Here is a 22,924-nt window from a genome sequence, read left to right as displayed (position 1 = left end):
TTCGCCTTATTCCTCTTCCGTAACAGTCGGTTGAACGACTTGTTCTAACGCCGATGTTGCGTTCGGGATGTTGTCGTCATCTTCATCTTTCATTTCAACTTCTTCATCGTCCGCAGACATCATCTTGACTTCCATACCGAGCGCTTGGAGCTCTTTGATCAAGACGCGGAACGACTCAGGAACGCCCGCTTTCGGAACGCTCTCACCTTTCACGATGGCCTCGTATGCTTTCACACGGCCAACCGTGTCATCCGACTTGATTGTAAGGATCTCTTGGAGCGTGTAGGCTGCGCCGTACGCTTCAAGTGCCCATACTTCCATCTCACCGAAACGCTGTCCACCGAACTGTGCTTTACCACCGAGCGGTTGTTGTGTAACGAGCGAGTATGGTCCTGTCGAACGAGCGTGAAGTTTATCATCAACCATGTGCGCGAGTTTGATCATATACATGACACCGACCGAGACGCGGTTATCGAACGCTTCACCAGTACGACCGTCATAGAGACGAGTCTTGGCATCTTTGTCCATTCCAGCTTCTTCAATCGTTGCCCATACGTCTTCCTCACGCGCACCATCGAATACAGGTGTCGCCACTTTGATGCCGAGCTTTTTAGCCGCCATTCCAAGGTGGAGTTCGAGTACCTGACCGATGTTCATCCGTGATGGTACACCTAGTGGGTTAAGCATGATGTCAATCGGTGTGCCGTCCGGCATGTATGGCATGTCTTCTTCAGGGAGGATCCGCGAGATAACACCTTTGTTACCGTGACGTCCCGCCATCTTATCCCCTTCGTGAATCTTACGTTTTTGAACGATGTAGACACGAACCATTTGGTTCACGCCTGGTGAGAGTTCGTCACCGTTTTCACGATCGAACACTTTGACGTCCAAGATGATGCCGTCGCCGCCGTTTGGTACACGGAGTGACGTATCACGGACTTCACGTGCTTTCTCACCGAAGATCGCGTGCAAGAGACGCTCTTCCGCCGTCAATTCAGTCACGCCTTTAGGCGTTACTTTACCGACGAGGATATCGCCATCCTTGACTTCCGCACCGATGCGGATGATTCCACGATCGTCCAAGTTGCGAAGCGCGTCATCGCCGACGTTTGGAATATCACGTGTGATTTCCTCAGGTCCGAGTTTCGTGTCGCGTGATTCTGACTCGTACTCTTCGATATGAATCGATGTGTACACGTCATCTTTCACGAGACGCTCACTCATGATGATCGCATCCTCATAGTTGTAACCGTCCCATGTCATGAAGGCGACAACGACGTTACGGCCGAGCGCGAGCTCACCCATATCCATCGATGGACCGTCAGCAAGGATTTCTCCTTTTTCGACACGGTCGCCAGCAGCGATGATCGGCTTCTGGTTGTAGCATGTCCCTTGGTTCGAACGAACATACTTTTGAAGTTTGTAGCGGTCAAGGTCACCCGACACCTCAGAACCGTTCACGTCAGACGTGCGGCGGACCAAGATTTCGCGCGCTGTGACACGCTCGACGACACCTGGGAATTTCGCGATAATCGCGGCTCCAGAGTCTTTCGCTGACACGTACTCCATACCAGTACCGATAATCGGTGAATCAGGTTGGAGAAGCGGTACAGCTTGACGTTGCATGTTCGCTCCCATGAGGGCACGGTTCGAGTCATCGTTCTCGAGGAACGGGATACATGCCGTCGCGGCAGAAACAACCTGTTTCGGCGAAACGTCCATGTAATCGACTCGGTTCGGCTCAACTGACAAGTTTTGTCCGCGGAAACGGCAAAGGACTTGTTCGTTGGCGAAACCGCCTTCTTCTGTGAGCGGCATGTTCGCCTGGGCAACGACGTAGAGATCTTCTTCATCCGCCGTCATATATTGAATCTCGCTCGTGACGAGACCTGTTTCTGGGTCGACTCGACGGTACGGTGCTTCGATGAAGCCGTACTCGTTTACTTTCGCATAAGACGAAAGCGAGTTGATGAGACCGATGTTCGGTCCTTCTGGTGTTTCGATTGGACACATCCGACCGTAGTGCGAATAGTGAACATCTCGAACTTCGAAACCGGCACGCTCACGTGTCAAACCACCCGGTCCAAGTGCAGAGAGACGACGCTTGTGCGTGAGCTCTGCGAGCGGGTTTGTTTGGTCCATGAACTGTGACAACTGCGAGCTACCAAAGAACTCTTTTAGCGACGCGATTACCGGGCGAATGTTGATGAGTGCCTGTGGTGTGATCGCGTTTTGATCTTGAATCGACATCCGCTCTTTAACAACACGTTCCATACGAGAAAGCCCGATCCGGAATTGGTTTTGGAGAAGTTCTCCGACTGAACGAAGACGACGGTTTCCTAGGTGGTCGATGTCATCTGTTGTTCCGACTTCGTGTAGCAAGTTAAAGAAGTAGTTGATCGATGCGATGATATCAGCCGGCGTGATGTGTTTCACGCTGCGGTCGATATTGCCGTTACCGATAATGTTCAAGATGCGCTCTCCATCTGGGTCATCTGGTGAGATAACTTTGATCGATTGAAGACCGAACGGTTCACCTTCAGCGACGCCGCCTGTCGGCTCAGCATCCATATAACCGAGGCCGTTTTCCAAATGTGGAAGAACGCGGTCAAGGTTGCGACGATCGAGGATTGTTCCAGCTTCAGCGATGACTTCGCCTGTTTCTGGGTCAACGAGCGTTTCGGCCAATTTTTGACCGAAGAGACGGTTTTTAAGATGAAGTTTTTTGTTCATCTTGTAGCGACCGACGTTTGCAAGGTCGTAACGTTTTGGGTCGAAGAAACGAGATACGAGAAGTGACTTCGCGTTCTCAACCGTTGGTGGTTCACCAGGGCGGAGACGCTCGTAAATTTCGATCAACGCTTTTTCTGTTGATTCTGTATTATCTTTTTCAAGGGTATTGCGAAGATATTCATCATCCCCGAGAAGGTCGATAATCTCTTGGTCCGTACCGAATCCGAGGGCACGCAACAACACCGTTACCGGGATCTTACGGGTACGGTCGATACGAACGTAAACGATATCTTTGGCATCTGTCTCAAGTTCGAGCCATGCACCGCGGTTCGGAATGACTGTCGCACCGAAACCACGCTTACCGTTTTTATCGAGTTTGGCGTTGTAATAAACGCTCGGCGAACGAACAAGCTGGGAAACGATAACGCGTTCTGCACCGTTAATGATAAATGTTCCCGATTCTGTCATGAGTGGGAAATCTCCCATGAACACTTCTTGTTCTTTGAGCTCACCTGTTTCTTTGTTTTGCAGACGTACTTTTACGCGCAATGGCGCAGAGTAAGTAACGTCTCGCTCCTTCGATTCATCAATCGAATACTTCGGCTCACTGAGCGAATAATCGATGAACTCGAGCACAAGGTTTCCAGTGAAGTCGGAGATTGGCGAAATGTCCGTAAACATCTCTTTCAATCCTTCACGTAAGAACCACTCGTAAGAAGCAGTTTGAATTTCAATCAAATTCGGAAGCTCTAATACCTCACTGATACGGGCAAAGCTTCTTCTCTGACGGTGACGACCGTACTGAACAAGTTGACCAGTCAACTGATTCACCTCTCAGACCCCCAATTCTCTATCGAATTTTTCGGGCGTAATAATCGAACATTGTCATTGAATGTCGTCTCTTTTCCGCGTCTAAAAAGCGGCAAACGCGGCAGTTCAAGGCGAATTCCATTCCAATGGCATTTTATAATGTTAGCATATACGTTATAGCGAGTCAACAAGACTTCACCGTTTGTCAAGAGCGAATTGCTCGGAAAATGAAATAGCCTTTTTCTTTCACAACCGTCTCGACTTGACCAAACACATCTTCAAGCAACTTCTTGGCAGAAGGCGCTCCTTGTTTCTTTTGGATGACGACATAGAGCGCTCCACCTACGACGAGATGCGCATGCGCGCCTCGCAGAATCGTGTGGACCACTTGCTTTCCGGCCCGAATTGGCGGATTGGTCACGATTGCGGCGAACTGTTCGTCACCGACCGCGTCGTAAGCGTGGCTGAGCCGCGTCTCGATCGTCACTCCGTTCTGGGCGGCGTTTTGCTCTGACAAGGCAAGCGCTCGCTCGTTCACGTCGACGAGGAGTGCTTCACGCCCAGAGGCGTCGGCAAGCGAGATCCCCATCGGACCGTAGCCACAGCCCACATCTAAAATGCGCCCTTCGACGTCAGGCACTTCAAATGATTCGATTAAGAGACGTGACCCAAAATCGACCGATCCTTTCGAGAACACGCCGCGGTCCGAGGTGAAGCGATATGTCTTCCCTCGCAACTCGTACGTCCATGTCTCAGGGGCACTTTTCGAACTAGGGTCGTTCGTATAGTAATGATCTCCCATGCATTGAACCTCCTAACCCACTCTTCAAGGAAATAAAAGAAGCTCGCCATAGCGAGCTTCTATAGGTTGTGAAGTAAAAGTTGGATTACTTAACTTCGACAGTTGCGCCAGCTTCTTCAAGCTTAGCTTTGACTGCGTCTGCGTCTTCTTTAGAAACGCCTTCTTTGACTGGAGCCGGAGTTCCGTCAACGAGTGCTTTCGCTTCTTTAAGACCGAGGCCTGTAAGTTCACGAACTGCTTTGATGACGTTGATTTTACCAGCGCCAGCGTTTGTGAGGATTACGTCGAATTCAGTTTGCTCTTCAGCTGCTGCTGCGCCTGCACCTGCAACTGCTACTGGAGCTGCTGCTGATACGCCGAATTCTTCTTCGATTGTTTTTACGAGTTCGTTAAGTTCGAGAACCGTCATTGATTTGAGGTCTTCGATGAATTGCTCTTTGTTGAAAGCCATTATGGTTTTCCTCCTTTGATGTTGTAAAGATTGGTTTTGGTTACGCTACGAGACAAAAATTAAGCAGTTTGCTCTTCTTTTTGTTCTGCGATTGCGTTTGTTGCGACTGCGAGCCCACGGATTGGAGCTTGAAGGACGCTGAGAAGCATCGAGAGAAGACCATCGCGTGATGGAAGTTCTGCAAGGGCTTTAACTTCTTCGAGTGAAGTTACTTTGCCTTCGATGATTCCGCCTTTCAATTCGAGCGCTTTGTGCTCTTTCGAGAAGTCGTTCAAGATCTTCGCAGGGGCAACAACGTCTTCGTTAGAGAAGGCGATTGCTGTAGGACCTGTGAAGACTTCGTCAAGACCTTCGAAGTTCGACTGAACTGCCGCGCGGCGAAGAAGACCGTTTTTGTATACTTTGAAATCGATTCCAGCGTCACGGAGTGATTTACGGAGTGTAGTCACTTCTTCAACTGTAAGTCCACGGTAGTCAACAACGATTGTTCCGACGCTCGCTTGCATTTTTTCAGCGATCTCATCGACGAGTGCCGATTTTTGAGATACGATTTTTTCGCTTGCCATGTGTTTGCACCTCCTAGTCAATTCTTATACCGGACGAGAGGCTGCTCTCCAAAAAGAAATCCCTCGTATGAAGACATACGAGGGCGTAATTGTTTGAAAGTAAACCTGTGACAACAGGCTCAAGTTCGAGCAAAGACACCTCGGAAGGGTTTACGGACCGATGTCCACCTTCTGTCTACGGTAATCCAACATATTCGGTTGAACGTGTATTACTTTAACAGCGGTATCACACGTTGTCAACAGTTTATTTCAAGTAGATTACTTGATAAAGTCGGCAGTCGCGACACGGATTCCAGGACCCATTGTCGAAGAAAGCGCGATGTTTTTAAGGTAAGTTCCTTTTGCAGTAGCAGGCTTCACTTTCATGAGTGTCTCGATGATTGTCTCGATGTTCTCAGAGAGTTTTGTTGCTTCAAATGACTTCTTACCAACTGGTACGTGGATGTTACCGGCTTTGTCAACGCGGTATTCTACTTTACCAGCTTTGATGTCCGCGATTGCTTTCGCAACGTCGAACGTGACTGTGCCTGTTTTCGGGTTAGGCATGAGGCCTTTTGGTCCGAGAACGCGACCAAGTTTACCAACTTCACCCATCATGTCAGGTGTCGCAACGATTACATCGAAGTCGAACCATCCTTGTTGGATTTTAGTGATGAACTCAGAGTCACCGACGTAGTCAGCGCCAGCCGCTTCAGCTTCTTTAACTTTTTCGCCTTTTGCGAAGACGAGAACTTTTTGTGTTTTACCAGTACCGTGTGGAAGTACGACGGCACCGCGGATTTGTTGGTCCGCTTTCTTCGGATCTACGCCGAGACGGACAGCAACTTCGATTGTTTCATCGAATTTAGCAGTAGCTGTTTTCTGAACGAGTTCAACGGCCTCAGCGAGTTCGTATGACTTCATGCGGTCAACAAGCTTAGCTGCTTCTTGGTGTTTTTTACCCATGATTCTTTTCCTCCTTGTGGTTAGCGGAATTTCCTCCCACATAATGAAGGGATTGAAGGTGAGCATAATATTCACCGACAATCCCAGAGACTAATAAATTAGTCTTCGATTACAATACCCATACTACGCGCAGTACCTTCAACCATAAGCATCGCTGTTTCAACAGACGACGCGTTAAGGTCAGGCATTTTAAGTTCAGCGATTTCGCGAACTTTATCACGCTTAACCGTTGCTACCTTCTTACGGTTTGGTTCACCAGAACCGCTCTCGATACCAGCAGCTTTCTTCAAAAGAACTGCAGCTGGTGGAGTTTTCGTAATGAATGTAAACGAACGATCTTCGTATACCGTAATGACTACAGGAATAATCAATCCGGCTTGGTCTTGTGTACGAGCGTTGAACTCTTTACAGAATCCCATGATGTTAACACCTGCTTGACCAAGTGCTGGACCTACTGGTGGTGCTGGGTTAGCTTTACCAGCTGGGATTTGAAGTTTAACGAGTTTAGTAACTTTTTTCGCCACGAGACACACCTCCTTAAGTCTAAAATGTGGTTTCTTGGACGTTGTGCGCCCTCCCACTCAATCTATTAGGTCGAGTTTGTACCGAAATATAGCACAACATCAAACATTTCCGATTGTACCATCCGTTTCCGAGAATGGCAAGTGGGTATTAGTTAATTTTCTGAACTTGTTCGAAATCAAGCTCAATTTTTGTTTCACGGCCGAACATGTCAACGACAACTTTGAGCTTCTCTTTATCGGCTTCGATTTCATCAATCGTTCCTTCGAAGTTCTCAAATGCGCCTTCTTTGACACGGACGAGGTCGCCGAGTTCGTAGTTGTAACGATCTTTCTTCTCGATGAGACCCATCTGTGACAAGACGTTCGTCACTTCGTCCGGTTGAAGCGGGATCGGCTTGGCGCCGCCGCCCGTTGAACCGAGGAAGCCGGTGACGTTCGGCGTGTTCCGCACGACATACCACGAGTCGTCAGTCATGACCATCTCGACGAAGACGTAACCTGGGAAGCTCTTCACTTCTTTTTCTTTAATCTTCTTCTCGCCACTCTTGAGCGTGACTTCTTCTTGCGTTGTTTCAGTCGGAACGAGGACGCGGAAAATTTTATCTTCCATGTTCATCGAACCGATCCGACGTTCTAGGTTTTCTTTGACGTTGTTTTCAAATCCAGAATACGTCTGGACAACAAACCATTGTTTCTCCACGGCTTTCACCTCTTTCCTTAGTTGATTAATAGGTTGACGAGATAGCTGACACCAGTATCTACGCCGAACACGAACAGGCCGATCACGACGACCGTCGCGATGACCGTGATGGTATATTTTGTGAGCTCTTTACGAGTCGGCCAACTCGTTTTCTTTAACTCTTTCCATACATCGCGCAAAAAGTTCATGGTAGCTTCCTCCTACGTTGAATGCCAATCTACATTACTTCGATTCTCGGTGTGTCGTATGCGCATTGCAACGCCGACAGAACTTTTTCAGCTCGAGCCGTGTCGTCACGTCGTCTTGTTTCATGGTCGAATAACCGCTCGACCCGCAATCCGAACACGCGAGACTTACTTTCTTTGCCATTCATGAGCGCCCCTTTCGACAGCTCTCCTATAAAAAAGAGCGAAAAAAAAACGCCTCCTGTAAATGGCGTCTACGGACAAGGCGCTGCCTTAAAAGTATCACATAGGAGGCGTGCGGTCAATATCGGTTAGCTCGTCATCGTTTTGACGTCGACATGCCGCTCAAACTTTTTCTTCACACGCTGTAACGCATTATCAATCGATTTCACATGGCGGTCGAGGTCGTCCGAGATTTCTTGGTACGAACGGCCGTCCAAATAAAGACGCAACACTTTTCGTTCCAAGTCACTCAGGAGCTCTTCCATCTTTTCTTCCATGAACAGTTGTTCTTCTCGCGTCACGAGCAAATCCTGCGGGTCCGTCGGATGCGGCGGCAAGATCACATCGAGCAGTGTCCGGTCCGACTCGTCGTCAAAGATTGGCTTGTCGAGCGAGACGTAAGAATTGAGCGGGATGTGCTTTTGACGGGTCGCCGTTTTGATGGCAGTGATCATTTGACGGGTAATGCACATCTCGGCAAAACTTTTAAACGAGGCGAGCCGCTCATCGCGGTAATCCCGGACACCTTTATACAGACCGATCATGCCTTCTTGCACGATGTCCTCGTGATCGGCACCGATCAAAAAGTAAGACCTTGCCTTCGCCCGGACGAAATATCGGTAACGTTCAATCAAAAACTCAAGAGCGTCGCTATCCCCCTCATTACGCGCAAGAAAGACCAGCTCTTCGTCGGACATGCTTTCAAATTGCTCGTATGGCCATCCGTTCATGTTTCATACCCCCCGGCGATTGATGAACTTATGTAAGTTTGTGCTCTCATTATAGGCGTCGGTTAAAACGACCGTCAAATAAAATTCTAAAAATTCCGTCAATTACATGTCGTGTAACTCATACATCTATTAGTATACAACATTTCTTTCCAAATAAATGTCAAATTAAAAACAAAAGACGAGTCCATTTGATGAACTCGTCTGCGATATCCTTCACCGCCTCATTTACGACGGCGTATTTCTTCCAATCGGGCTCTTATGTCTGGTGAAAGGTCAATCGTTTTTCGATTCGACCGATCCTGCTCGAGTGCCGACCGTTCTTTTTCGATCAACACCTGGGCGTGCTTCCAATCCTTCAGTAACTCATTGGCAGGAACCCGGAGCGCTCCTTGTCCGAAGATAACCCACTGTTCGGTGAAGTCGTTCGTCGCGACAAACAACGTCACGAGCCGATCATCGACAAGGGCGTGCGCACGGCGTTCAATCCATTCATCCGCCGTCTCGTTTTCTTTCGTATAGACGACCGCGACACGACTCTGATTCGCTTTCGATTCCCGCCCGTATCGCATATGGGCATCGAAGACGATTGTCACTTCGCGACCCGTGACCGCTTGGTACTCGGCCATCGCTTCAATCAAATCGTTTCGCGCTTTCTCAAAGTCGATGTCGCGCAGCTTTCGAAGGTGCGGCCATGCGCCAATAATGTTATATCCATCCACGAGGAGCAATTCCCGTTTCTTGATGCTCATGACAATGGGTTACGTGAGCGATGCACTTCATACAAGAGAAGCGCGGCCGCGACCGAGGCGTTCAGCGATGTGACGTGACCGACCATCGGCATGTGGACGAGGAAGTCACACGATTCGCGTACGAGGCGGCTCATCCCTTTACCTTCACTACCGATGACAACGACGAGCGGCATGTTCCCATCGAGGCGACGATAATCTTGGCTCTCGCTCGCGTCTGTCCCGACAACCCATAGTCCTTTCTCTTTCAGTTCTTCAAGCGTCCGCGTCAAGTTTGTGACGCGTGCGACCGGAATGTACTCAATCGCGCCTGTCGAAGCTTTCGCCACCGTCTGCGTCAAACCGACCGAGCGGCGCTTCGGAATGATAATCCCGTGCGCCCCGACCGCATCCGCTGTCCGTAAAATCGAACCGAGGTTATGCGGGTCTTCGAGTTCATCGAGTAGGATGAACAACGGCGTTTCTCCTTTTGACTCGGCGAGGGCGAACATATCTTCGATCGACTTATATTCGTAGGCGGCGACCGCAGCGACGACACCTTGGTGATGTTCGCTACCGGCCATCTTCTCGAGTTTCGTTTTCGGGACGAACGAGACTTGAACCGATGCCTCGTTGGCCATGCCGATGATTTGAGCGAGCGGCCCTTTCTGTTGCCCTTCCATAATAAAGACCTTGTTCATATCGCGACCGCTCCGGAGCGCTTCCATCACCGGGTTGCGTCCGTAAAGGAAGTCGATTCCTTCCTCGAGCACGTCGACTTCTTGATAGTCTGGTCGTTCTAGTTTTTGACGCTTCGGTCGATCATTTCGTTCGCCGCGCGGACGATCAAATGACCGTTGCTCATGCGCCCTTCCTCCGTCATGTCGTTTCGAATGACTCGGTTTCGAGCCATGTGAACGCTTGTTCGATGAGTTCTTCAAGACGATCCCTTCTTTCCATTAGATATGTGTAACCAATCAATGCTTCGAACGCTGTCGAATAGCGATACGTATGAACATCTGTCCGCTTCGGGATTGAACCGGATTTCGCGTTCTTCCCACGGCGGACGACAGCCGCCTCATCATCACTCAAGACACCTGTCTCGAGCCAGTGGGTCACGACCCCAGCCTGCGCTGCCGCATTCACGTAGCGGATGGCGCCACGATGTAGGTCGTTCGGCTTCGTCATCCCTTGTCCGAGCAGTCGTTTGCGTACCGCCATCTCATAGACGGCGTCCCCCATATAGGCGAGGGCGAGGGCGTTCAGTTGAGGGGCGAGTTGTTTCATAACCGTTTCCACCGCACCCCTTGGGCTGTATCCTCGAGTTGAATCTTCTGTTCTTTCAAGAGATCTCGAATCTCATCGGCACGCGCGAAATTCCGCTCCGCCCGAGCCGTGTTCCGCTCTTGAATCAATTGATCAATTTCCGCGTCAAGAAGCTCTAGCTCTTTCTTGATTGTCAAACCAAGCACACCTGTCAATTCTTCGAAGAGAGCGATCACGTGTTCGAGCGTGACTTTTGAGACGTGGTCCGCTTTTGCGTAGATGTTCGCTTCACGTGCCAAGTCAAATAGGACGGTCACTGCATTCGCCGTATTGATATCATCATCCATCGCTTCGATAAACGTTGTTTTAATCGTCGCAAGCTTGCGTTCCATCGCCTCGCTCGGCTCTTCAAGGCCGGCCGTGACCGATAAGCGGTATTCAACGTTTTGATACGACTCCTTGATGCGATCCCATCCGTTCGCCGCTTGCTCGATCAACTCACGGCTATAGTTGATCGGATGACGATAGTGGACCGATAACATGAAGAAGCGGAGCACCATCGCATCCACTTCCTTCAACGCCTCATGGACGAGCAGGAAGTTCCCGAGCGATTTTGACATCTTTTCATTCTCGATATTGATGAATCCGTTATGCAGCCAGTAGTTGGCGAACTTCGTATGATTGCACGCCTCCGACTGGGCAATCTCGTTCTCGTGGTGCGGGAACTTGAGGTCGTGTCCTCCAGCATGAATATCAATCGTTTCGCCGAGGTGTTTCTTTGCCATCGCCGAGCACTCGATATGCCAACCTGGACGACCTTGTCCCCATGGGCTCTCCCACGCCGGCTCGCCTGGCTTCGCCGCTTTCCATAAGACGAAATCGAGCGGGTCTTCTTTCTTTTCCCCAACGTCGACACGTGAACCTGCGCGCAAGTCTTCGATTGATTGCTGACTCAATTTTCCGTACGTCTCGAACTTACGAGTACGGAAATAGACGTCCCCCCCTGCCTCATACGCAAAATCTTGCGTCTCAAGTTCGCGGATGAACGTGATAATCTCGTCCATCGTGTCTGTAACGCGTGGATGGACGTCAGCCGGTAACACGTTCAAAGCACCAGTGTCTTCTAAATAGGCGTCGATAAAACGGTTCGTCAGCGTCCCGACGTCTTCACCGAGTTCGTTCGCGGTCCGGATGATTTTATCGTCCACATCCGTGAAGTTGAGCACATATTTGACCTCATAACCTCGGTACGTTAAATAACGACGAACTGTATCGAAGGCGATGGCCGGCCGGGCGTTACCGACGTGAATGTAATTGTAGACGGTCGGTCCGCATACGTACATCGACACTTTTCCCGGAACGATTGGGACGAACGGTTCTTTCTTATTCGTGAGGCTGTTGTAAAACTGAATCATGTGTTTTTTCCTCCATCCGTTTCTCTAATGACGCAAGCTTCCGCTGCAAATCAGCGACGGCATTTTCGAGCCGCTCTTGGCATTCACGATCCGGGTCCGGCAATCGATGATCGAGGTCATGTTGTTTGACCCGCTCCCCGTTTCGGATGACGACTCGGCCTGGAATCCCGACGACGGTCGAGTCAGACGGGACGTCTTTTAAAACGACGGAACTCGCCCCGATTTTGACGCAATCGCCAATCGTGATATTTCCGAGCACTTTGGCCCCAGCTGAGATGAGCACATCGTTCCCGATGGTCGGATGTCGCTTCCCTTTCTCTTTGCCCGTCCCACCAAGCGTCACGCCTTGATAAATGGTCACGTTATTACCGATGATGGCGGTCTCGCCGATGACGATGCCGAACCCGTGATCGATGAACACCCCTTCGCCGATGACCGCCCCGGGATGAATCTCAATCCCTGTCAACCAACGGCTCGTCTGAGCAATCATTTTCGCCAACAATTTCACGTTACGCGTCCACAGTCCGTGCGCAATCCGATGTGCCCAAAGCGCATGCAAACCAGGATATGTTAAGATGACTTCTGCTTTCGATCGGGCAGCCGGATCGAGCTCGAGCACGTTCCGAATATCCTCACTCACACTTTTCCAAAATCCCATAATTGTTCTCCTTTTCCATATCAAAAACAAAGACGCCCCTGTGCCAAGGCACAGAGACGCCGTAAGCGCGGTTCCACTCTGTTTGGGAAAGTTCCCCTCTCAAGTCTCGTTAACGCCGAGTCGCGGTCCCGACTACATATCGCCGGAACGGCTCCGAGGTGCACTTCGACGGGGGACGCTTCTAGAACTTCCAGCCTAGGTTCTAGTCTCTGTTAAGTGTCATACCGCTTACTTTCCTCATCGTTGCCTTTTAAGTTAATAATGTTGTGAGACGTGCCAAGACACGCTCTTTGCCAATCAATGAAATGGCGTTCGGAAGCTCTGGTCCGTGCGTCTGCCCAGTCGTGGCGACCCGGATCGGCATGAACAAGTTTTTCCCTTTTTGACCTGTTGCTTTTTGTGTCGCTTTCGTCGCTGCTTTGATAGCTTCAGGCGTGAAATCCTCAATCGCTTCAAGTTGAGTCTTGAATTCGGCGAGGACAGCCGGTACCGTTTCACCAGCGAGAACCGTATTGGCCTCTTCGTCGTAATCGACCTCATCTTTAAAGAATAGGTCCGTCAACGACACGATTTCAGCACCGTGCGTCATTTGTTCTTTATAGAGGGCGATGAGCGCCGTCGCCCAATCCGCCTGTTCCATCGACAAGGCGTTCGGTAAACGTCCTGCTTCTTGTAAGAATGGTAAACTGAGTGCCACCACTTCGTCAAGCGAAGCCTGTTTCATGTAGACACTGTTGATCCAAGCGAGTTTCTGTTGGTCGAAGACGGCCGGGCTCTTCGAAAGACGACCGGCGTCAAACATCTCGATGAACGCTTCTTTCGTGAAGATCTCTTCTTCTCCGACAGGCGACCAGCCGAGAAGCGAGATGAAGTTAAAGAGCGCCCCTGGGAGATACCCGAGGTCGGCATACTGCTCGATGAATTGGATGATCGACTCATCACGTTTCGAGAGCTTCTTATGGTTTTCGTTATAGATCAATGTCATATGGCCGAACGAAGGGTAGTCCCAACCGAGCGCATCATACACCATCATCTGTTTCGGTGTGTTGGCGATATGATCGTCCCCACGCAATACGTGGCTGATTTTCATCAAGTGGTCGTCGACGACGACAGCAAAGTTATATGTCGGGATCCCATCCTGTTTGACAATGACCCAGTCGCCGAAGTCTTTCGATTCGAACGAGACATCCCCTTTGACGACATCCGTCCACTTGTACGTGACCGCTTCTGGTACGCGAATCCGAATCGATGGTTTACGTCCCTCGGCTTCGAACGCCGCACGTTCTTCTTCGCTCAAGTTACGATGGGCACCCGAATAACGAGGTGCTTCGCCACGTGCGATTTGGGCTTCGCGCTCCGCCTCAAGTTCTTCAGACGTCATATAGCACTTATATGCGAGTCCCTTGTCCATCAACTCGTTCACGTATTGATTGTAAAGGTCGAGGCGTTCCATTTGGAAGTACGGGCCGAAGTCGCCGCCGCGGCCTGGGCCTTCATCCCAATCGATGCCGAGCCATTCCAAGTATTTCATTTGGCTCTCGACACCGTTCTCGACGTTCCGTTTCTGGTCCGTATCCTCAATTCGGAGAATCATCTTTCCGCCAGCATGGCGAGCGTATAAATAGTTAAATAGCGCGGTCCGGGCGTTCCCGATATGAAGGTGACCCGTCGGACTCGGCGCATAGCGTACGCGCACTTCACTCATAATATTTCCACCTTTCTTCTCTTCTGCCCAAATAGTATACCACTTTTGTCAAGCGCGGTTGAGCAGGATGACCGCCTGAGCGGCAATTCCTTCTTCACGTCCTGTGAAGCCGAGCTTTTCGGTCGTCGTCGCTTTGACGTTCACTTGGCTGATATCCGCTTCAAGCAACTCGGCGATAACCGCTCGCATGTCGTCGATGTACGTTCGGAGCTTCGGTCGTTCCGCCATCACCGTCGCATCGACGTTGCCAAGCACATAGCCTTCTGCTTTGACGAGTTGCCACACGTGTTGTAACAACACTTTCGAGTCTGCATCCTTAAACTCAGGGTCCGTGTCCGGGAAATGCTTGCCAATATCGCCCGCTGCAATCGCCCCGAGCGCCGCGTCGGCAATCGTATGCAACAAGACGTCCGCATCTGAGTGGCCAAGTAGGCCGCGGTCATGCGGAATCTCGATTCCTCCTAAAATAAGCGGGCGCCCTTCCGCGAACGCGTGTACATCAAATCCTTGTCCGATTCTCATCGATAATCCTCCTTCGTTAAAATCGCTTCTCCAAATAATAAATCTTCTGGGGTTGTCATTTTAATGTTGTGATAGTCCCCTGTAAGGACAATCACTTTTTTACCAGCCCACTCGAATAAACTCGCATCGTCCGTCCCGATAAATCCTGACGCTTCCGCCTGATCATGAACCGCTCGGATGTCAGCCGCAGGAAATGCTTGCGGGGTTTGCGCCAGCCAGAGCGCCTCACGCGGCACAGTCTGTGTGATGTGTCCGGTTGCGACTTGTTTGACCGTATCTTTGACCGGCACAGCAAGAATCGCACCTTCCGTTCGGGCAGCTTCTGCGATAGCGTGAAGTTGATCAATACGCACAAACGGCCGTGCCCCATCATGAATCAAGACGACGGCATCCGGGTCGACGACTTGTAAACCCGACCGAACGCTCTGTTGTCGTTCTTCCCCACCCGTCACGTATGTAATCGGGGTCTCTAAATGATGCAACTGTCGCTCGAACCACCCTTGTTCCTCAGGGCGCACTGCGAGCACGATGCGCTCACACCATGCATCTTTCGAGAACGCTTCGACCGTCCATACGATAATCGGCTTCCCTTGTAACGTCAGCATCAATTTATTCTCATCGGCTCCCATCCGCTTCCCTTTCCCTGCGGCTGGGATGACCACTGTATAACGCACCATTCCATTCACCTCTGTTCGTGAAAAAAGAGAGCGCTAATGCGTCTCTTTTTCCATGCTTATTCAGGACGCGCAAAAATCATACGGCCAGCCGATGTTTGAAGAACGCTCGTCACGACAACAGGCAATGTCTTCGAAATCAACTTGCGCCCACCTTCAACGACGACCATCGTGCCGTCTTCGAGGTACGCGACGCCTTGATTTTGTTCTTTACCTTCTTTAATGACCGTCACGACCATCTCTTCCCCCGGGATGACAATCTGTTTGACTGAATTTGCCAAATCATTAATGTTCAGCACAGGGACATTTCGAACTTCGCACACTTTATTCAAGTTATAGTCGTTCGTGACGACAATCCCTTTTTTCAATTCGGCCAACTTGATCAATTTAATGTCCACTTCGGCGACGTCTTCGAAATCGCCATCGTAAATCTCCACTTCGATGCGGTCGTTGTCTTGTAACTCCTTCAAAATATCGAGGCCACGACGACCACGGTTCCGCTTCAACGTATCAGACGAATCGGCGATATATTGGAGCTCGCCGATGACGAATTGTGGCACGATGAGCGTGCCTTCGATGAAACCGGTCTTCGAAATGTCGGCGATCCGACCGTCGATAATGACGCTCGTATCCAAAATTTTATCGTTCGAGCGGCGCAACGGTTCTGCTTCCGGCTTCTCGCGTTCACTCTTGACGAACAGTTTAATCCATTCGTTCCGCTTCCGATAGCCGACAGCGAAACCGAAGTACCCGAACAAGGCGGTCACGAAAATCGGTACGATTTTGCTGAGTAAGAAGATATTTGTTACTTCTAATGAGACACTGATCAAAAAGGCAATCAATAAACCAATAATCAATCCGATCGACCCGAACAAAATATCACCGACCGGTAAACGGACAAGCCGTTCTTCAACAAAACGGATAAATTTAACGACCCCATCGGTCAAGAATAAACTAAGAATGAAGAAGATAAGTCCACCAATCAAACTAGCCACATAAGGAATCGTCAACCAAGCCGGTACATTCACTCCGAGGTCACCTAACAGCAACATCGCTTCGATAATACCGAACCAACCGACGACGAGTCCGATTAAAATAAATCCGATTCGTACAGCAATCTTCACTCATTCCACCTCCTTTATTATGAATTAAAATTTCAAGAAATTAACACTTTCATTGTAACATGGTTTTTTTGAAAGCGTTCGTTACAAAGCGTTAAAAACTGCCGGAAGCGCCCCGTCAGAACGGGATGGCAAGTTGGAGCGCTTCATCGACAGTACTGACACCGACGACATCGATACCAGGTGGGGCCGTCCAGCCCCCGAGGTTATTTTTCGGGATAATCGCCCGCGTAAATCCGAGCTTGGCCGCTTCGGCGACACGCTGTTCAATCCGTGACACCCGTCGCACTTCCCCGGTCAATCCAACTTCGCCGATGCACACATCCGTCGGACGGGTCGGACGATCGCGGAAACTTGACGCAATCGAGATGCAAATCGCCAAATCAATCGCAGGCTCATCCAACTTGACACCGCCCGCAGCTTTTAAATAAGCATCTTGCGTTTGGAGTAAAAGCCCTGATCGTTTCTCAAGGACGGCCATGAGGAGCGCGACCCGGTTCTGGTCGATCCCTGTTGCCATCCGACGTGGATTTCCGAATGAGGTCGGGGAAATTAATGCCTGCAGCTCGACGAGCACCGTCCGCGTCCCTTCCATCGACGCGACGACAGTTGAGCCCGAGACCCCGGCAGTCCGTTCTTCTAGGAAAATTTCAGACGGATTGAGCACTTCTTCGAGACCGCCTTCCTTCATTTCAAAGATACCGATCTCGTTCGTCGATCCGAACCGATTTTTGACGGCCCGTAAAATACGGAACGTGTGGTGACGTTCGCCTTCAAAGTAAAGGACGGCATCGACCATATGCTCGAGCAAACGAGGTCCCGCAATCGAACCTTGTTTTGTCACGTGACCGACGATAAAGACGGCAATTCCACGGGTCTTGGCGATTTTCATGAGCGCTGCCGTACATTCCCGAACTTGGGCGACACTACCTGGCGCCGACTGGATCTCATCCATATAGACGGTTTGAATCGAGTCGATAATGACGAACCCTGGTTCCTCTTCATCGATGACCCGTTCAATCATCAACATATCCGTCTCCGCGAGGACATATAAGTCCTCGGTCGGGAGGCCGAGCCGCTCGGCGCGAAGTTTCGTCTGTTTGAGCGATTCTTCCCCGGAAATATAGAGCACTTTCCGTCCACTGTGCGCCAAATGGGCGCTCACTTGAAGCAAAATCGTCGACTTTCCGATTCCCGGATCGCCACCGACGAGGACGAGTGAGCCTGGAACGATTCCGCCCCCAAGCACGCGGTCAAACTCCTGACTGTTCGTATGGACCCGCGTCTCTTCTTGTGACACAACGTCCGACAGACGCTCCGGCTTCAGCTGTCTCGAGGAGCTATGGACGAATGCGGCCCCCCGCTTCGCCTTTTTCTCTTCGACAAACTCTTCAACGAGCGTATTCCACTCGTTACAACCTGGGCAACGCCCCATCCATTTTGCGGATTCGTATCCGCATGACTGACATACGTACTTCGTTTTAATTTTTGCCATGATGTTCCTTTCCGTCTAAAAAAGCCCCCTCACATGAGAGAGGGAGCCTTGTAGTTACTGAACGACACCTTCATTACGGACGACGAATTCGCCGTCTTGTACATCGAGCGCCACTTTGCTGCCTTTTGTGATGCTGCCGCTGAGCATCGCCTCTGAGAGTCGGTCCTCAACCTCACGCTGGAGCGCACGGCGGAGTGGACGAGCCCCGTATTCCGGGTCGTACCCGACTTCAGCGATTTTCTCGAGCGCTGATTCGGTGAGACTGAAATCAATGCCTTGTTCTCCGAGACGTTTCGTAAGTGTCTCGGCCATAAGTTTGACAATTTCTTGGATGTGCTCTTTTTGGAGCGAGTGGAAGACGGTGATCTCGTCAATCCGGTTCAAGAACTCGGGACGGAACGCTTTTTTCAACTCTTCCATGACTTTGTCTTTCATTTCGGTATATTCACGTTTCACATCATCTTCAACCGTGAACCCGACATATTTGTTGCGTTTGAGGGCTGCCGCACCGACGTTTGACGTCATGATGATGACCGTGTTCCGGAAGTCGACCGTACGCCCTTTCGAGTCAGTCAAGCGACCGTCATCGAGCACTTGAAGCAAGATGTTGAACACTTCAGGATGGGCCTTCTCAATCTCATCAAGCAAGATGACCGAATATGGCTTGCGACGAACCTTCTCAGTCAATTGACCGCCTTCTTCATAGCCGACGTAACCTGGAGGCGACCCGACGAGACGGCTCGTCGCGTGTTTCTCCATATACTCAGACATGTCGATTCGGATGATGGCGTCTTCGTCACCGAACAACGCTTCAGCCACAGCACGAGCCAACTCGGTTTTCCCGACACCAGTTGGTCCGAGGAATACGAACGAACCAATCGGACGTTTCGGATCTTTCAATCCGGCACGAGCCCGGCGAATCGCCCGCGAAATCGATTTGACGGCCTCATCTTGACCGATGACCCGGCCGTGGAGAATCGATTCGAGTTTGAGGAGACGATCTGTCTCTTCTTCGGCAATCTTCGTCACCGGGACACCTGTCCAGTTGGCGACGACTTGCGCGATATCTTCTTTCGTTACTTCGAGTTTTTCGTTCCCTTGCTTATTCTGCCATTCCGACTTGAGCTGTTCGAGCTCATCCCGGAGTTTCTGTTCGGTATCACGTAACGAGGCAGCCTTCTCGAACTCTTGACTCTGTACAGCCGAATCTTTCTCTTTGCGAATCGACTCAAGACGAGCCTCGAGTTCTTTCAAATTCGGCGGTGCCGTGAACGAACGAAGTCTTACTTTCGAAGCAGCCTCATCGACGAGGTCGATCGCTTTATCCGGAAGGAAACGGTCCGAGATGTAGCGGTCCGAGAGAACGACGGCTTCATGAATCGCTTCATCTGTGATCGTGACGCGATGGTGCGCCTCGTAACGGTCACGTAACCCGAAGAGGATTTGTTCTGCCTCATCCGTTGTCGGTTCATTGACTTGGATCGGTTGGAACCGGCGTTCGAGTGCCGCATCTTTCTCGATATACTTCCGGTACTCATCAAGTGTCGTCGCTCCGATACATTGGAGTTCACCACGTGCGAGTGACGGTTTCAAAATGTTCGACGCGTCGATTGCGCCTTCAGCGCCGCCAGCTCCAATCAATGTGTGCAATTCGTCGATGAAAAGAATGACGTTCCCAGCTTGGCGAATCTCATCCATTACCTTTTTCAATCGGTCCTCAAATTCACCGCGGTATTTCGTTCCGGCGACGAGTGTTCCCATATCAAGTACCATGACACGTTTATTACGAAGAGTTTCTGGAACTTCGTTATTAATGATCTGTTGAGCGAGACCTTCGACGACTGCCGTTTTCCCGACCCCTGGTTCCCCGATGAGGACCGGGTTATTTTTTGTCCGGCGAGACAACACTTCGATGACGCGTTGAATCTCGCCAGCGCGGCCGATGACTGGGTCAAGACGCGACTCACGCGCCTGTTGGGTCAAGTCACGGGCCAAGCCGTCTAGCGTTGGTGTCGCGGCACTCGTTCCAGGTTGTGACGCATTAGAAGATGACTCCGTGTTTCCTAAGAGTTGAAGTACTTGCTGACGTGCCTTCGTCAAACTGACTCCAAGGTTGTTCAAAACACGAGCCGCCACACCTTCGCCTTCACGAATCACGCCGAGTAAAATGTGCTCGGTGCCGACGTAAGAATGTCCAAGTTTTCGAGCCTCGTCCATCGAGAGTTCGATTACTTTTTTTGCACGCGGTGTATAGTGAATCGTTGAGCCGTTTTCTGATCCACGGCCAATGAGTGCCTCTACTTCTTGTTGAATCTTTTCAGACGTGAGTCCGAGGGCGAACAGTGCTTTAGCAGCAATCCCTTCCCCTTCACGGACGAGTCCGAGTAAAATATGTTCCGTACCAATATTATGATGGCCAAGTCGTACCGCTTCCTCTTGTGCTAAAGCTAATACGCGCTGAGCTCGTTCTGTAAATCGACCAAACATCATTGACAAAACCTCCTTAAAGTTGGATCAAACTAAGCCATGATCTAACGTTCGACGAACGAGAGTCGCTCGTTCGCGATCTCGTTCTTTCGTAGATAATGTTTTCCCGAAATGTTTTTGTAGGAAACCTGATTGAAGCTTTACAATTAATTCGTGAAACTGAGGTGGACTCCAGTCGGACAAAATACCAAGGTCACTCGCCAAATGCAAATCCGACAGACGTTCAATCGCTTCTGTCGATGATAACAGTTTCGCATAACGTAAAATTCCGTATGAGCGATAAAACTGGTCCTCTAACTCGTCTTGGTTGCTAGCCAGTAGCTCTTCCCGTGCTTGTCGTTCCGCCTGAATGACTTGCTCCGTAACTTCCATAAAATCTGTCAACAACTGTGATTCATGACTGCCGAGTGTGCGTTGATTCGATAATTGAAACAATCGTCCCGCCGCGTCGCTACCTTCTCCATACCGTCCCCGAATCGTATATCCGAGCTTGCGAAGCTCTTTCAATATAGGAGTAATTCGCCCTGTCAACGTTAGCCCTGGGAGATGGAGCATCACTGACGCTCGAAGTCCTGTACCGATATTACTTGGACAAGTCGTTAAATATCCGAGCTGTTCGTCATATGCGTATGGGAGAGATTCGCCACAGAGAACATCGACTCGTTTCGCGAGTTCAAACGCTTCTTCCACTTGATAACCCGGGAGTAACGTTTGAATTCGTAAGTGATCTTCTTCATTAATAAGCACACTGATCGTTTCATCTTCACTTAACAAGACGGCACTTTCTTCTTTTCCAGCAATCGTTGGGCTAATCAAATGTTTTTCAACGAGTGCTTGTCGTGTCACTACATCGTAAGTGCCCATGTGCAAATATTCGAAGCCTTGCAATCCGCCAAGTGACGTTTCAACACGTTGACAAAGCTGATGTTGACTTTCTTTAGATAAAACCGGAGAAAAGACTGTATCTTTTAAGTTACGCGCTAGACGGATACGAGTGGAGATGACTAAGTCATCAAGTTTCGCTCGCTCTTTCATCTTCGGACCGAGTGGATGCTTGAGAAATGGTTCCATCATGCCTCACCTTGTCCTTTCAGCTGAATTATTTCTTTTTTAATTCGCGCTGCACGTTCATAATCTTCTTGTTCGACGGCTCGTTGTAACTCCCCTGCTAACTTTTGGAGTCGCTCTTCGATTCGCTCGTCGGGTGTGCGCAAGGCATCAGGCATCGAACCGACGTGAACATCATGGCCTTGCTGGTACTGCCGAGTGATTTTAATCAGTTCATCACGAAATACCGTATAACAAGTAGCGCATCCAGCTTTTCGTAAATGAGCCAGCTCGTTTTGTGTCAGTTGACACGTGGGACAGCGTTTCACGACCGGCACATAACCTGACATGAGTTCTACTGTACAATTACGACATAGTTTACGCGTTACAGGAATTCCATTCTCCACTACTTGAATTTCATTGACGGCAGGTCGCCGTTTGCATCGTTCACATAGCATAGATGTATGCCTCCGTCAGTCAATGGTAACTAAGTAATTTCATTAATGCGAGTAACTGTTGTCTTCGAATCAAGTGTCGATCTTCAGCGTTCAAGCCGAGCGCTTCATCAGACAATAAATGATACAACAAGCGCACTTCCCGCTCACTCAACATCCCTTCTTCAAATAAGCGAATCAAGATGTTCTCGACAAGCTGTTCGGAAAGACGAGGATGGTCTTGTAAAATATCCATCAAGCTGACCAACACGTCTTGCTTTTCATGTAAAATTACGCGGCGAATGCGAATATATCCTCCGCCCCCACGCTTACTTTCGACCAAATAGCCCTTCTCGACCGTAAAGCGCGTATTGATGACGTAGTTGATTTGAGACGGAACACATTCGAAACGCTTGGCAATATCTTGCCGTTTAATCTCGATTGCTTCGGCCTGGCTCTCCTTCAGCACTTGTTTTAAATACTGTTCGATTACATCCGATATGTTTCTCATCTCCACCACCCTCTGACCATCTTTGACTTTTGACTATATTCTATCATTGATTCAAAAAAAGGCAAACGAAAAGCGATGTCGCAACTGCGACATCGCTAGATATACAAAAAAAAGAACGACCAAGCGGATGCTTGATCGTCCTTCGCGTTGGCCTGGCAACGTCCTATCCTCACAGGGGGAGACCCCCAACTACTT

Annotated in this window: 24 protein-coding genes and 2 other annotated features; all 24 genes read right to left on the bottom strand. The window is 50.0% G+C overall.

Features of this window, described 5'->3' with window-relative positions; translation table 11 throughout:
• Positions 1–6 precede the first annotated feature (6 nt).
• Positions 7–3,555 carry a DNA-directed RNA polymerase subunit beta gene (gene rpoB / locus KNP75_RS14985; RefSeq protein WP_034781750.1) on the bottom strand — a complete coding sequence of 1,183 codons (3,549 nt, stop codon included), beginning with the start codon at positions 3,553–3,555 and terminating at the stop codon, positions 7–9.
• A 193-nt stretch (positions 3,556–3,748) separates the two neighbouring features.
• On the bottom strand, positions 3,749–4,345 hold the full coding sequence (locus tag KNP75_RS14980; RefSeq protein WP_034781715.1) for a class I SAM-dependent methyltransferase: 597 nt from the start codon (positions 4,343–4,345) through the stop codon (positions 3,749–3,751).
• Positions 4,346–4,430: 85 nt separating this feature from the next.
• Positions 4,431–4,796, bottom strand: a complete 366-nt coding sequence (rplL, locus tag KNP75_RS14975) for a 50S ribosomal protein L7/L12 (protein ID WP_024372175.1) — start codon at positions 4,794–4,796, stop codon at positions 4,431–4,433.
• 59 nt (positions 4,797–4,855) lie between these two features.
• Positions 4,856–5,362, bottom strand: a complete 507-nt coding sequence (gene rplJ, locus KNP75_RS14970) for a 50S ribosomal protein L10 (RefSeq protein WP_215190752.1) — start codon at positions 5,360–5,362, stop codon at positions 4,856–4,858.
• Between the two features lie 45 nt (positions 5,363–5,407).
• Positions 5,408–5,561 (bottom strand) — a sequence feature (ribosomal protein L10 leader region).
• 59 nt (positions 5,562–5,620) lie between these two features.
• Positions 5,621–6,307, bottom strand: coding sequence for a 50S ribosomal protein L1 (gene rplA, locus KNP75_RS14965; protein ID WP_034781720.1), 687 nt, complete (start codon positions 6,305–6,307; stop codon positions 5,621–5,623).
• A 98-nt stretch (positions 6,308–6,405) separates the two neighbouring features.
• Positions 6,406–6,831 (bottom strand): 50S ribosomal protein L11, encoded by a 426-nt coding sequence (rplK, locus tag KNP75_RS14960; RefSeq protein ID WP_021066593.1) that lies wholly within the window; start codon positions 6,829–6,831, stop codon positions 6,406–6,408.
• A gap of 148 nt (positions 6,832–6,979) precedes the next feature.
• Positions 6,980–7,531: a transcription termination/antitermination protein NusG gene (gene nusG / locus KNP75_RS14955; protein ID WP_034781725.1), complete on the bottom strand. Its 552-nt coding sequence runs from the start codon at positions 7,529–7,531 to the stop codon at positions 6,980–6,982.
• A 17-nt stretch (positions 7,532–7,548) separates the two neighbouring features.
• Complete coding sequence (gene secE, locus KNP75_RS14950) at positions 7,549–7,719, bottom strand: preprotein translocase subunit SecE (protein ID WP_012727692.1); 171 nt, start codon at positions 7,717–7,719, stop codon at positions 7,549–7,551.
• A gap of 34 nt (positions 7,720–7,753) precedes the next feature.
• Complete coding sequence (rpmG, locus tag KNP75_RS14945; RefSeq protein ID WP_034781727.1) at positions 7,754–7,900, bottom strand: 50S ribosomal protein L33; 147 nt, start codon at positions 7,898–7,900, stop codon at positions 7,754–7,756.
• Between the two features lie 127 nt (positions 7,901–8,027).
• On the bottom strand, positions 8,028–8,669 hold the full coding sequence (gene sigH, locus KNP75_RS14940; protein ID WP_034781729.1) for an RNA polymerase sporulation sigma factor SigH: 642 nt from the start codon (positions 8,667–8,669) through the stop codon (positions 8,028–8,030).
• A 221-nt stretch (positions 8,670–8,890) separates the two neighbouring features.
• Positions 8,891–9,418, bottom strand: coding sequence for a YacP-like NYN domain-containing protein (locus tag KNP75_RS14935; protein WP_034781731.1), 528 nt, complete (start codon positions 9,416–9,418; stop codon positions 8,891–8,893).
• On the bottom strand, positions 9,415–10,167 hold the full coding sequence (rlmB, locus tag KNP75_RS14930) for a 23S rRNA (guanosine(2251)-2'-O)-methyltransferase RlmB (protein WP_034781752.1): 753 nt from the start codon (positions 10,165–10,167) through the stop codon (positions 9,415–9,417). Before rlmB ends, KNP75_RS14935 begins: the two co-directional genes overlap by 4 nt.
• Positions 10,168–10,273: 106 nt before the next feature.
• A complete protein-coding gene (locus tag KNP75_RS14925) occupies positions 10,274–10,681 on the bottom strand; it encodes a Mini-ribonuclease 3 (RefSeq protein ID WP_214755072.1) in 408 nt (135 codons plus the stop codon).
• Positions 10,678–12,075, bottom strand: a complete 1,398-nt coding sequence (gene cysS / locus KNP75_RS14920) for a cysteine--tRNA ligase (RefSeq protein WP_215190751.1) — start codon at positions 12,073–12,075, stop codon at positions 10,678–10,680. The genes KNP75_RS14925 and cysS overlap by 4 nt, the downstream gene beginning before the upstream one ends.
• Complete coding sequence (gene cysE / locus KNP75_RS14915; RefSeq protein WP_034781737.1) at positions 12,044–12,733, bottom strand: serine O-acetyltransferase; 690 nt, start codon at positions 12,731–12,733, stop codon at positions 12,044–12,046. The genes cysS and cysE overlap by 32 nt, the downstream gene beginning before the upstream one ends.
• A 49-nt stretch (positions 12,734–12,782) precedes the next feature.
• Positions 12,783–12,986 (bottom strand) — a binding site (T-box leader).
• Positions 12,984–14,441, bottom strand: a complete 1,458-nt coding sequence (gltX, locus tag KNP75_RS14910; RefSeq protein ID WP_215190755.1) for a glutamate--tRNA ligase — start codon at positions 14,439–14,441, stop codon at positions 12,984–12,986. It overlaps the preceding feature by 3 nt.
• 45 nt (positions 14,442–14,486) lie before the next feature.
• Positions 14,487–14,960 carry a 2-C-methyl-D-erythritol 2,4-cyclodiphosphate synthase gene (ispF, locus tag KNP75_RS14905; RefSeq protein ID WP_021066582.1) on the bottom strand — a complete coding sequence of 158 codons (474 nt, stop codon included), beginning with the start codon at positions 14,958–14,960 and terminating at the stop codon, positions 14,487–14,489.
• On the bottom strand, positions 14,957–15,634 hold the full coding sequence (gene ispD, locus KNP75_RS14900; RefSeq protein ID WP_332908975.1) for a 2-C-methyl-D-erythritol 4-phosphate cytidylyltransferase: 678 nt from the start codon (positions 15,632–15,634) through the stop codon (positions 14,957–14,959). The genes ispF and ispD overlap by 4 nt, the downstream gene beginning before the upstream one ends.
• Before the next feature lie 59 nt (positions 15,635–15,693).
• Positions 15,694–16,758, bottom strand: coding sequence for a PIN/TRAM domain-containing protein (locus KNP75_RS14895; RefSeq protein ID WP_034781740.1), 1,065 nt, complete (start codon positions 16,756–16,758; stop codon positions 15,694–15,696).
• A gap of 115 nt (positions 16,759–16,873) precedes the next feature.
• Complete coding sequence (gene radA, locus KNP75_RS14890) at positions 16,874–18,250, bottom strand: DNA repair protein RadA (RefSeq protein WP_034781742.1); 1,377 nt, start codon at positions 18,248–18,250, stop codon at positions 16,874–16,876.
• A 54-nt stretch (positions 18,251–18,304) separates the two neighbouring features.
• Positions 18,305–20,740: an ATP-dependent protease ATP-binding subunit ClpC gene (gene clpC, locus KNP75_RS14885; RefSeq protein ID WP_034781743.1), complete on the bottom strand. Its 2,436-nt coding sequence runs from the start codon at positions 20,738–20,740 to the stop codon at positions 18,305–18,307.
• Positions 20,741–20,764: 24 nt separating this feature from the next.
• A complete protein-coding gene (locus tag KNP75_RS14880; RefSeq protein WP_200881519.1) occupies positions 20,765–21,808 on the bottom strand; it encodes a protein arginine kinase in 1,044 nt (347 codons plus the stop codon).
• Positions 21,808–22,113, bottom strand: a complete 306-nt coding sequence (locus tag KNP75_RS15890) for a UvrB/UvrC motif-containing protein (protein ID WP_286038521.1) — start codon at positions 22,111–22,113, stop codon at positions 21,808–21,810. Before KNP75_RS15890 ends, KNP75_RS14880 begins: the two co-directional genes overlap by 1 nt.
• A 148-nt stretch (positions 22,114–22,261) precedes the next feature.
• Complete coding sequence (locus KNP75_RS14870; RefSeq protein WP_034781748.1) at positions 22,262–22,729, bottom strand: CtsR family transcriptional regulator; 468 nt, start codon at positions 22,727–22,729, stop codon at positions 22,262–22,264.
• Positions 22,730–22,924 lie beyond the last annotated feature (195 nt).

It is taken from the genome of Exiguobacterium sp. s6 (genome assembly GCF_018618155.1).
Lineage (GTDB): Bacteria > Bacillota > Bacilli > Exiguobacteriales > Exiguobacteriaceae > Exiguobacterium > Exiguobacterium mexicanum_A.
This window is presented reverse-complemented; position numbering and strand designations above follow the sequence as displayed.